This is a genomic window from Marinobacter sp. (assembly GCF_014859525.1).
Taxonomy (GTDB): domain Bacteria; phylum Pseudomonadota; class Gammaproteobacteria; order Pseudomonadales; family Oleiphilaceae; genus Marinobacter.
This window is the reverse complement of sequence record NZ_JACUUB010000074.1, coordinates 1-11,581: the sequence shown is the minus strand read 5'-3', so window position 1 is coordinate 11,581 and position 11,581 is coordinate 1. Positions and strand designations below refer to the sequence as shown.

Below are 11,581 nucleotides of genomic sequence, written 5' to 3'. Positions count from 1 at the left end.
TTGCCGTCTTTTACGTCAAACAGGTACACAAATTCATAACGGTTCTTCAGGCTCATGCTTGGACTCCTTCTGATTCATCATGCGCTGGTTCTTTTGAATGCTTCGTAAATAACGCCTGGCGTTGGTGGTAGTAACCAATGGCGAATAATCCCTGATCCTCCAGATTGAGGTGTGCGGGGAAGTCGTTGATATCCGAAACAATCTCCGCAATGCGCTTCTCGGCGACGATTCGCTGCCCCTGGTGTGGCAGTTTCTTCAGGTGATGCGCATGCAACCGCATTAGCGTTCCGAAAACAGATTTCGGATTACAGCTGGCGCTACTGTAGTAACGATCCCGGATACCCGCGTTTAGCCCCGGATTGGCATCCGATTGAAGCTTTTCCAGTACGGCAAACAGGCAGCCGAGACGGTAACCGATCCGCTTTTCTTCAGGGTTATAGGCCATGGTCACTTCCTTATTGGTGAGGTTCTTATGACGATAAGAGCGGTTCAGAAAGGCTTTGATTAATCGCGCACGATAGGTTGTCACCTCGCCTTGCTCTGCTTTGATTCGCTTGATGACACCCTGCATAAGGCTCGTCGGCAGCGGCAAACCCATGAGGATTGCGCGTACTGTTTCGCCGACCAAGTGTGGCGGCAAGTTTTCATCCTTTCCCAACAATGCCGTTGATCGAAGCAGTGGTTTCAAAGGCGGGTAGTCCGTGCTCCGGCTGACAATTTCGATATCGCGGAACCACTGGGCCAGTTGTTTGCTGAATTCCGCCACGGTGCCAACCTGCCAGAACCGCACAGCAATTCGGGCTGCGTTGGGGGAAAGCCCGAGAAGATAGAAACGCTCCGTACCAGCACCCTCCATAAAAGCACCAGAGTGGAGACTTTCAAAAAGCTGCCTGACCGCCCTGGCGCTGCTATCAGGATCATCTTTGGGCGTATCGTTGAAGAATGACTGAAGGTTGTTTTCGAGAAAGTTCTCCCCGGTTGACCACCAGACCACAGATATCTCATTCAACTGCAGCCGCTGAGGACTACTGGTACGCAGCAGTTGATTAAGCGCGGTGGTGTACTTGAACGCGGCCTCCTCACCTACTGGCGCGTTATTGCCTTTATCTTTGCCCCAGGAATTGAAGGAGTCGATATTGAAAGAAACAATATTTGCCCCAGCCATCTGGGCTCCCCATACACCTTTTACAGAAGGGTGCAGGCGTGCAATCTTGGTTTTTTCGCCAGTGACCAGGCAAATGCCATCCTGATTTTCACTGTCCAGGGGTTGCTCCGCGATCCACTGGCGAACAGTCGGCGACTGGCAGATAAGATTATTATCTGTACTCAACTGAAAGGTGAGATTGCACCCCGAGATCTTCAGGCATTCCTGAAATTCTGGCGCCTTCCGGACTTTCTCCTTCTCGCCTTCATCGTGGAGGAACGCATGAACGGCCTGCACTCCCTCATTATCCGGTATATCTGTTCGAAGACGGTCCACCAGATCAACGAAGGCCTGGTGCTGCTTCCCGGCCATATCGACTTCTTTAGGACTGGGCGCCGCACCTGGTTTCGAAACCTTGGGCTGTTCCAGCACATAGCCGAAATGATCCCAGAGGCAGTAAGCTGTTTCATAGGATTTAGCACCACTGCGCTTTACACCTTGTGGTACCGTGAAAGCCTTGGCTACTGGCTTACCTTTCTCCTGAAACTCGCGGGTATCCTTTAATTGAATAAACCGCCCTTGAGGACTGAGGACTATGACAAACGGAATTTCTTTCTCTTCAAATCCCACGGGTGGCAGCGGGCTTCCCGCCGTTTTCTTCCGGTCGTAATACTCACACAATGCCTGAAGAATCATCCCCTCACCTCCGGACTGTTGCGGTCAGGCACGGCCATTACGCCATCCTGCATATGGGCTCGGAAAAACAGAGGTTGGGGAGCGGCCGGATCACTGTAATCCAGGTCGTACAACATGAATCCAAGGTCAGACGACTGCTGAATTGGCTCCGGTCCATCAGCAGCATCAACTAAAGCGAAATCACAACTGAACTCACGGCAACCAAGGTAAGGCTGGTTGAAACACTGTCCCTTCTCGGCGCGGCGACGGAACATGTCCGCAAACTTGGCAGCTGAATCTTGCGTGCCGGCCTTATCCGTCATTTGAAACTCGGCATGAAGCCGATACCGCACATCTTTCAGTAACAGGCTTGCACGCTGCTGACGCTGTTCGTCAACATAAATTCCCAGGCACCCCTCCCCGCTCATCATTGCCGACCTGGCTGTGCGGGTGGATACGATAGATTCCACCTCGTTGCGTCTCAGATTCATCCACTTGATCGGATTCAACACCTCGATCTTCGTAACCTGCCACTGAATCGCAGGCTTCCACATAATCGCCTCAAAAATGGCTCTGGCCGCAGACGGGGTAATCACGTCATAGCTCACCCGTTCTACCTTCATCTCGGGCCTGGTGAAACAGGCAAACTCTCCACTGACATCCAGGCAAAAGCCCATGAGCCCTCCTAAATAACGGTTGATTCGGCGGGGATCAGGCTATCCGGTGCCTGAACACCCCAAACCGGATGATAATGACTAGATTCAACAATAAATTTACCGGCACGTTCATAGATCGCCCCCATGCCATACAACTGCCTGGCAAGCGACTCAGGTAATGTGACGCTGTATCTCTGCAATTTCCGGTGCACCCATTTCCGGGAGCCATCCTGTTCGAGCATCCCGAGCCACTGATCAACCGGTGTCTCTTTATGCCCCTCTGGGCAGAAAGGAACCACCACACCAACACCCTTATCATCGATCAGCCGAAACTTTTCTGCCGCTTCACGGAATTGAATGGCCAGCGCTGCATCTCGCGAACTCTCTGCGTTCAGCAAACCGCAAATACCATGCTTGTCGCGATCGCCTTGTGTATTGAGATCACTGAAGAATGCCTGTATCGCGTCCGGGCTGAGCGGTTCATTCAACTGACCACTTCTAAGCAGTTTGACGGTTACCTGTGCGGCTTGCCTGAGGAAACCGGGAGGCGGCAACTGCTCGGGCTGAAACACAACCACACGGCCGTTATTCGGCAATCGCCCTTCTCGATTACAGCGGCCGGCTGCCTGCGCTATGGAATCCAGGCCAGCCATGGCCCGATAGACTACCGGGAAATCAACATCCACACCGGCTTCAATCAATTGGGTGCTGACGACTCTCAGAGGCCTGTCAGATCCAGCCCTGCGCTCAGACAATTTGTGATGGATCTCCGCCAGGATCTGGGATCGGTGCTCTGCGCACATGTTGGCGGAGAGGTGGTGCGTATCACCATTTTGAGGCAGAAGTTCATAGAGTGTTCTCGCATCCTGACGCTTGTTAACCACAACCAGCACACAATCTTCTTCCGCCAATTGTTGAGACAAACCCTGCCAGGATATTCTTTCGTCCGGATCAGATGGCATCTCGATGTTTACGCGCTTCAATTGGCCGGCAAGTGCTGCTGGTTTCTGGATTATTTCCCGAATATTACCGAGACCGGTATGGAGAACGCTGCCAAACGCATCGACCTGCCTTCCAAGATCCGGCTGCGTTGCCGTGCAGAGCACCCAGGTCACCCCAAAATGCTCGCTCATCTGCCGCATTACCCGAGTGATCGGTTCATGAAAATCTCGTGGAATCTGCTGGGCCTCATCGAGTATCACAATACTGTTCACCAGGTTGTGCAATTTCCGACAGCGGCTGGTTCTGCTGGCAAACAGGGATTCGAACAACTGGACGTTGGTGGTAACAATCACTGGCGCATCCCAGTTTTCTGCCGCAAGTCTCGATCCCGCATTCTCCAAACCAGGGTCGACATCCAGGCTGCTGTGGTGCTCCAGAACTGCCTCCTTACCAAGAAACTCGCGGAACACGCCGGCGTTCTGCTCAATGATACTGGTGAACGGGATGGCGTAAATAACTCGCGATTTACCATGTTTTCTGGCGTGTTCCAGAGCAAACCCCAGACTCGCGAGTGTCTTTCCACCACCGGTGGGAACCGTCAGACTGAATATTCCCGGTGACTCGACAGCACTCTGTTGGCAAGCATCAAAGATCGCCTTTCGGGTACGATTCAGCGGGGTATCGTCTGCCGCCCTCTGCAACTGATTCATCTGTTCAAAAAACACTGAATGAAGTTCAGACAGTTTTGGTAATCGACCTCTCTGGTTTACCCGTTCAGGTGCCATGTAGCTTTCGGTGTCCAGGAAATCGGCATCCACCAGGCACGAAAACAACAGCCGCATCCATAGATTAATTGAATCTGTGTTCCTGGCGATTTCCGGAATATCAGGCTGGTGCGCAGTCAAAAGGTCGCCAGGGATCGCCGCCTCCATAGCCTCAGAATACTCTGGTCCTGCCTCTTGCAGACGAAACTGTAACGAGCCACGACCACCCGACCAGTCCGGTAATCCTGCGTGATGCCCCGCAATCAGATAAGCAGTAACGTAGCCCGGTACGGATGGCCATTGATTGATCGCATGAACCGCACCTGCAGTGGAATGGGTAACCCGCTGTGGGCTCTCTACGTGGGCATTTTCCCGCTCATATCCGGAGGCATCGCGGATGTAGTTTTGAAAGGTGCCACGATACTTGCCGAGATCGTGCCAAAGTCCAGCAGCCATGCCCCAGCCCGAAGAATGAAACGCTCCCGCTTTTGCGCCACTGAGCTTTGCAACTTTGCGCAAATGATCCTCCAGAAGATGCGGGTCATGCCAATCACCGGAGGAATCATCTTGCTTCACGTGGGCAACATAGCCGTGGTTATTCATTCCAATCATAGAAGCCTTTACTTGTCATTTGGATACCAACCTAAATCAAGCGCTGCCCCAACCACCGTACCGCTGAAAAATCCTCAGTCGATTTCTGCCATCCGGCGAACGTTGCTTCTGCAACCGGATCAAAAATCTGGTGTTCCGCTGAGCGCGTCTGGATTGGCTGAATTCGAATCCGGTCGCTGATGGTTTCGGCATCGTGACCAGACTCACCCAGTAAATCCCGGATCTTTACGCGGAGCGGAGCCAGCCGGTTAGCAATCAACCCAGGTTGCACATTTTCCAGTACGTGCTCACACGCCAACAAGGCATATAATTCTGCGGGGTTCATCCAGAATCCCGGCAGCTCAAATACAGGCGCTTCCGGTGCATAGTGGTGGCCGTTCTCTTCCCGTGAGTACTCAATTGGAGTCCCGAGGGAGTCTCGCAGGTACTCGAAGTCTCGGGTTATGGTGTTCCGACTGGTTTCCGGTTTTCCCATGAACTTGCGCATGGGAACCGGTTTCGAGGCACTGCGAAGTAATTCGTGGCTTCTGTAGATGCGGTAAAAACGACTCACTTGCTCTCCCTGCTGAATCACTCTCCACCGTCAAGGTTAGTTACATACTCGTTCGCTTGCCACTCTCAGAAACAAATCGTTACCACCGCCCCTGCAAAGTCGCCACAATCTTGCGGCCACCGGCGTTGTCCCGGTGCTCGCAAAGGTAGAGGCCTTGCCAGGTGCCCAGCGCCAGCTGGCCGTGGCTGATCGGGATGGTGAGGGACGGCCCGATCATCACGCTTTTGATGTGGGCCGGCATGTCGTCTGGCCCTTCCACGTTATGTTCATAATAGGGGGTATTTTCCGGCACCATCACACTGAAATGCCGCTCCAGATCACGGCGCACATCCGGATCGGCATTTTCATTGATGGCCAGAGAAGCGGAGGTGTGCTGGAGGAACAGGTTCAGCAGCCCCACTTCGCAGTTGGTCAGTTCTGGGGCCTGAGCCAGGATTTCGTTGGTGACCAGATGAAAGCCCCGGGGTAAGGGGCCCAGCTCGATGGTGTTCTGGTGCCAGATCATGATGACTCCTCGGGTTATTTCTGCAAGTCGTCCCAGGGGTGAACGGGGACCACGACGTCTTCAGAGAGTTCGTTTTCAAACGAACTTCGGAAATAGTCCATGGCTTTTTCGGCTTCACCCAGTTCATCAAACCGGGCGACGTGGTAGATCGCCTCACCCTCGTTGACCAAGGGCAGATTGTTCACACAGATAACAATACCGGAACAGGGCGAGGTAATGGCCACTTCGGTCTCGCCAAACGGGTCGGCCACCATGGCCAGTTTCTGGCCTTTGCGCACTCTCTGGCCCAGTTTGGCGACCGGCCGCATGATGCCGTCAATGTCGGCCCGTACCCATTGCGAATTGGCGGCGGTCTCCGAGCGTTTCTTGGGGGCTCGCGGGCCTTTCTTGGCGGGCACCATGTCCAGTTCCCGCATCACCCGGACGATGCCTTTGATGCCGCTGGCGATCACCACATCGTCAAAACGCAGGGCTTCTCCGCCTTCGAAGGTAATCACCGGAATATCCAAGGAATCCGCATAGGCACGCAGGCTGCCTTCGCGCAGGCCCGCGTTGATGATGATCGGTGCGCCAAACGCCTCGGCCATCCGTGAGGTTTCCGGGTTTTTCAGTTCCGCCCGGATCTGTGGCAAGTTAAAGCGGTGAATAGCCCCGGTGTGGAGATCAATAATGTGCGTAACCTTTTCCATGATCAGGGTGCGCAGCAGGTAAGCAATTCGCCCACCCAAAGAACCACTCTCTGACCCCGGAAAGCAACGGTTCAAATCCCGGCGGTCCGGCAGGTAACGGGTGCGCTGTACAAAACCGAAAATATTGACGATGGGCACGGCCACCAGGGTACCGCGCAGATGCCGGAGTGCCGAGTTTTTCAGCACCCGGCGAATGATTTCAACGCCATTAATCTCATCGCCGTGAATTGCCCCGCACACCATCAGCACGGGGCCATCACGACGACCATGCACCACCTCTACCGGTATGTGCAACGGGGTATGGGTGTAAAGCTTGGCAACCTGCACTTCCACAGTCTGTCTGGTACCTGCTTTTACCTGCACACCGGCAATTTCAAACGGTGCTCGTGCCATGGGCTTCAACCTGTCCCCCTGGTTTTTGTTTTCCAGGGCCGATAATTCTTTTCGGTCCAGTTAATGATCATGCCGGCTACGTTCTTGCCGGTGGCATTCTCGATGCCTTCCAGGCCCGGCGACGAGTTTACTTCCATCACCAGCGGGCCGCGGCTGGAGCGCAGCAGATCCACACCGGCCACGTTCAGGCCCATAGCCTTGGCAGCGGTAATGGCGGTGCGGCGTTCTTCCGGGGTAATCCGCACCAATGAGGCGGTACCGCCCCGATGCAGGTTGGAGCGGAATTCTCCCTCAGCCCCCTGGCGCTTCATCGCGGCAATCACCTTGTCACCGATCACAAAACAACGAATATCGGCACCACCGGCTTCCTTGATAAATTCCTGTACCAGAATGTCTGCTTTCAGGCCCATAAAGGCCTCAATCACAGACTCTGCGGCCTTGCGGGTTTCCGCCAGCACCACGCCGATACCCTGGGTTCCTTGCAGGAGCTTGATCACCACGGGTGCGCCGCCAACCATCTTCAGCAACTCTGGCACGTTATCCGGCTTGTTGGCGAACCCGGTCACCGGCATGCCCACCCCTTTGCGGGCCAGCAACTGAAGTGAACGCAGTTTGTCCCTCGAACGGGTGATAGCTACGGATTCGTTCAACGGGAATACGCCCATCATTTCAAACTGGCGCAGTACCGCAGTGCCGTAGAAGGTGACCGAAGCGCCGATCCGGGGAATGACCACGTCAAAGTCTTCCAGCACTTCCTCATGGTAATGGATCAGCGGGTTAGCTGAGGTGATGTTCATGGAGCAATGCAGCGCATCGATCACCTTCACTTCGTGGCCACGGTTAACGCCTTCCTCGACCAGTCGCCGAGTCGAGTAAAGGTGACGATTTCTCGACAGTACCGCAATTCTCATATTCAGATCCTCAGTGCCGGCTCACCGGCCAGGTAGGAAGCTTCAGGGTAAACCAGAGACCGGCCCGCCATGGCGGTTCGTCCCAGTAACATCCGGAATCGCATGGAGTCCCGATTGGTTAGTGTCATTTCAATAGGCCAGCTCTGGTCGCCCACCACCAGGGTGGTTTCGATCACCAGCCGCAATTCTTTGTGGCCGCCGGAGTCTGATACCGTGCGTTCGTCCAATACTTTGGCGTCGCACTCGACCACGTGGTGCAGTTCATTCTGAACCGGGTGCACCCAGAACCTCACTCGCCGCTCGCCGTTCTCGGTGTAGGGCTCGGTCCTGAAGGTATGCAGACAAGAGGTGCGCGCTCCGGTGTCTACTTTGGCCTTGATACGCGTGATATCCAGGTCTGGCAATGCTACCCACTCTCGCCAGCCCAGCGCCGTTTTATTCTCAGCCGGGATTGGATGGATAGTTTTGATAACTTCAGTCGTTTCTGTCGACATCCGAAGAATCCTTGTCTTTCTGTTTTTCCGGGCCCATCAGCTGCACGCGGAAGGGCTCGGAATGGCTACCGGCATAAATGCTGGTATGGGGAAATGGTATTTCAATGCCCTGCTTGTCCAGCGTTTTTTTGATCGCGATCATCATGCCGCCGCGACCTTCCAGGAACTTGTCTTTGGGCACCCAGAAAGAAAACTGAAGATCGACAGAAGAAGCACCAAAACCCGTCACCAGAACAAAGGGCTTGGGCTCTTCCAGGCAAACAGCGCTTTCTCCTGCCAGCTCAAGAAACAGCTGACTGACACGCTCAACATCTTCCGCGTAGGCAATGCCAATGGTCAGGTCAATCCGCCGTATGGGAAAGCGTGAACGGTTCACCACCCGGGTTTTGATCAGGGTTTCATTGGGTATGCGCACGTACAGGTTATCCGGTGTGCGCAATTTAACGCTCAACAAGTCAATAGCAATAACCTCGCCGATGGTGGCGTCCACCTCAATAAAATCACCAATTTCGAAAGGCTTCTCGATCACCAGGAACAGACCACTGATAATATTCGAGGCCGAAGTCTGTGAGGCAAAACCAATGGCCACGGTCAGAATACCCGCCGCTCCCAGCACCACTTCCAGCGAAAATCCCGCCTCTCGAAGCGCCGCCATGGCAAACAACACAAACACCAGATAGAAAAACAAACGGCGAATCATCACCTGGTGATGGCGCGTTGTACGGGTTTCCAGCAGACTTCCCACACTGCGGGCCGCCAGTGTTCCCAGAACAACACCCAGTAACAGTAAAAATGCGGCAGACAACCACTGGCCCCAGGCAATGCCGTTGATGACCTGAATCACCGTTGCTTCTATCGCTTCGAACAAAGGAACACTCCTGTCGCGGCCATCAGCCAAACATGTGATCAAAGGTGCGGATTAGCCGACGGCCCCGGGCCAGCTTTTCCCGGGCAGGGGTAATAAGCTGACACGGACCCGCCTCGGCAAGCACCGAGCTGTCAATGTGCAGGCTGGCTGAGTTCATATCGGTTTCACACTCCACGGTAACACCGGGCGTCCAGAGTTGCCCCCGTTCATTGCGATGCAGCGATAGCAGCGGGGTGGGCAGGCTGAACCGCTCCAGCAGCAGAGATTTTTCTCGCCCATTGATGATGGTAACCGGAGTAACTGCACGCCAGGGCCTTTTGGGTACCGCCTCCAGAGCCAGCCGACCAAAGGTGGACGAGGCATAACACAACTCCCCTTCGCGGGTGTTACGGCCCAGCCAGGTCATGGAGGGGGGCGCCAGAGGTAACTCGACCAACTCGGTTTCCGGATCGCCTACGCACACTTTCATCCACAACGCGGTACCCACATAAAGAACGCATCGAGCACCGGCGGGGATCGTTAACGGCTGAAAGGGCCGGATAACGGTCGGCAAACCTGCCATGGCCGGGTTAAAACGAACAACGCCGTTGTCGTTGGAGCGCACAAAACGCTGCACCGCAAGATCTGCCGACGGCAGGGTGTGGCCGGTGGTCTCAAACCAATCCTCTGGATCTACACCCAACGCGGTGTTCTGAACCCGGACTTGCCATTCAAGATCCAACAAGGTCACCCACAACTGAGTGTGGCCCAACTGATGCTTTTGAGTCTGGCCAGAAGCCAGTTGATAAGGGTGTGCCCAGACACCATCGCGCTGGCTTTCGGTTTGTTCTGTCATGCCGAGAAAAACACTCCTGTTTCATAGCCGGCTATTCTGCTTAACTATAATCCAATCCGGTAGTTGCAGCGAATATACAAGCCAATGATTTACCGCCGGTAATTACCACTACCCCACTGCACCAAGGTGACCATCCGCATGACAGAACTGGTCTGGTTCCGCAACGACCTGCGCATCGCTGACAACCCTGCACTCACCGCAGCCTGCAAAAGCAAGCAGCCCGTGCGCGCGTGCTTCATCGTGACACCGGGGCAATGGCTGGAACACGACTGGTCAGCGGCGCGGGTTCGTTTTGTTCTGGAACACGCTAACGACCTGTCGAAACAGTTGGCCAGGCTGGGCATTGCCCTGTCTTTTATCCAGGCAGAACGCTTTACTGACAGCCTGGCTGCGTTGGCGGCACACTGCCAGGAGCACAACGTTCACCAGCTGCACTTTAATGAAGAGTATGGCATCAACGAACGCCGCCGAGACAAGAAAGTGCGGGAGCACCTGGCAAAACTGAACGTGGGCGTGCACAAATACCGCGACCAGACCGTCGCACCGGTCGGCCAGATTCTGACCCAACAGAATGAGCCCTATTCGGTCTTCACCCCGTTTTCCCGACGCTGGCGCAGCTGGATTGAGGAAACCCAGCCGACGCTGTTTCCTGCACCGTCAAGCTATGGGCCGGAGCTGCAACCAGAGCAGACCGACACCCTGCCCGCTCCCTTTCAGGATTCGCCCAAGCCTTTGGTCGCTACCGGCGAGGACGCCGCCCACAATCGGCTCGACGCGTTTCTGGCAGAACGGGCCAGAGACTACAAAGACACCCGCGACTTGCCTGCGCTGGACGGCACCAGCCAGCTATCCCCCTACCTGGCCAACGGCGTGCTGTCCGGTCGCCAGTGCCTGATCGCCGCTCGGCAGACCGGCGCTACCGGTGAAGGTATCGAAACCTGGATCAATGAAATTGCCTGGCGGGATTTCTACATCAACATTCTCTATCACTACCCGCGTATCAGCATGCACCGGGCCTTCAAGCCGGAAACCGAGGCCTTGGTGTGGAACGAGCCGAGTGAACATGTCGAAGCCTGGAAGACTGGCTGCACCGGCATTCCCATCGTCGACGCCGCCATGCGCCAACTCAGGGCCACCGGCTGGATGCACAACCGCCTGCGCATGATCACCGCCATGTTCCTTACCAAAAACCTGTTCATCGACTGGCGCCTGGGCGAGGCCTGGTTCATGCAGAATCTGGTGGACGGCTTCCTGGCTTCCAACAACGGCGGCTGGCAGTGGAGTGCCTCAACCGGCACCGATGCAGCGCCCTACTTCCGGGTGTTCAACCCGGTCACCCAGAGTGAGCGGTTTGACCCAAAGGGGGAGTTCATTCGTCAGTGGGTGCCGGAATTGGCAAAGCTCGACAACAAGCGGATTCACGACCCGTCCAAGGGCGGTGTTATTCCCGGGGGTTATCCGCGGCCGATAGTGGACCTCAAGGAAAGTCGCAAAGAAGCCATTGCCAGATTTCAGGCGTTGAAGGACTGACTCACACGTT

General features: G+C 55.2%; 11 protein-coding genes. 1 reads left to right on the top strand and 10 read right to left on the bottom strand.

Translation table 11 applies throughout. From position 1 onward, the window contains the following. Positions 1-52: 52 nt before the first annotated feature. The 10 genes from cas8c to IBX51_RS12465 all read right to left on the bottom strand — a co-directional run bounded on the left by cas8c (position 53) and on the right by IBX51_RS12465 (position 10,041). On the bottom strand, positions 53-1,840 hold the full coding sequence (cas8c, locus tag IBX51_RS12510) for a type I-C CRISPR-associated protein Cas8c/Csd1 (RefSeq protein ID WP_291831612.1): 1,788 nt from the start codon (positions 1,838-1,840) through the stop codon (positions 53-55). Further along, positions 1,837-2,496 (bottom strand): type I-C CRISPR-associated protein Cas5c, encoded by a 660-nt coding sequence (gene cas5c, locus IBX51_RS12505; RefSeq protein ID WP_291831610.1) that lies wholly within the window; start codon positions 2,494-2,496, stop codon positions 1,837-1,839. The genes cas8c and cas5c overlap by 4 nt, the downstream gene beginning before the upstream one ends. A gap of 8 nt (positions 2,497-2,504) precedes the next feature. Continuing rightward, a complete protein-coding gene (gene cas3 / locus IBX51_RS12500) occupies positions 2,505-4,793 on the bottom strand; it encodes a CRISPR-associated helicase Cas3' (protein WP_291831609.1) in 2,289 nt (762 codons plus the stop codon). Between the two features lie 31 nt (positions 4,794-4,824). Then, positions 4,825-5,346 (bottom strand): hypothetical protein, encoded by a 522-nt coding sequence (locus IBX51_RS12495; protein WP_291831608.1) that lies wholly within the window; start codon positions 5,344-5,346, stop codon positions 4,825-4,827. A 79-nt stretch (positions 5,347-5,425) separates the two neighbouring features. Beyond that, positions 5,426-5,851, bottom strand: a complete 426-nt coding sequence (locus IBX51_RS12490) for a secondary thiamine-phosphate synthase enzyme YjbQ (protein WP_291831607.1) — start codon at positions 5,849-5,851, stop codon at positions 5,426-5,428. Positions 5,852-5,865: 14 nt separating this feature from the next. Beyond that, on the bottom strand, positions 5,866-6,933 hold the full coding sequence (locus IBX51_RS12485) for a succinylglutamate desuccinylase/aspartoacylase family protein (protein ID WP_291831606.1): 1,068 nt from the start codon (positions 6,931-6,933) through the stop codon (positions 5,866-5,868). A 5-nt stretch (positions 6,934-6,938) separates the two neighbouring features. Further along, a complete protein-coding gene (rimK, locus tag IBX51_RS12480) occupies positions 6,939-7,844 on the bottom strand; it encodes a 30S ribosomal protein S6--L-glutamate ligase (RefSeq protein ID WP_291831604.1) in 906 nt (301 codons plus the stop codon). 2 nt (positions 7,845-7,846) lie between these two features. Beyond that, entirely contained in the window at positions 7,847-8,338 is a 492-nt protein-coding gene (locus tag IBX51_RS12475) for an ATP-dependent zinc protease (protein ID WP_291831603.1), read from the bottom strand. Further along, on the bottom strand, positions 8,319-9,206 hold the full coding sequence (locus tag IBX51_RS12470) for a mechanosensitive ion channel family protein (protein WP_291831602.1): 888 nt from the start codon (positions 9,204-9,206) through the stop codon (positions 8,319-8,321). The genes IBX51_RS12475 and IBX51_RS12470 overlap by 20 nt, the downstream gene beginning before the upstream one ends. Before the next feature lie 22 nt (positions 9,207-9,228). After that, the gene (locus IBX51_RS12465) at positions 9,229-10,041 is read right to left on the bottom strand and encodes a hypothetical protein (protein ID WP_291831601.1); all 813 of its coding nucleotides are present in this window, start codon (positions 10,039-10,041) and stop codon (positions 9,229-9,231) included. Between the two features lie 138 nt (positions 10,042-10,179). On the opposite strand from IBX51_RS12465, the gene phrB reads away from it, so the two are divergent. Then, positions 10,180-11,571, top strand: coding sequence for a deoxyribodipyrimidine photo-lyase (phrB, locus tag IBX51_RS12460; protein WP_291831600.1), 1,392 nt, complete (start codon positions 10,180-10,182; stop codon positions 11,569-11,571). The last annotated feature ends 10 nt before the right edge of the window (positions 11,572-11,581 follow it).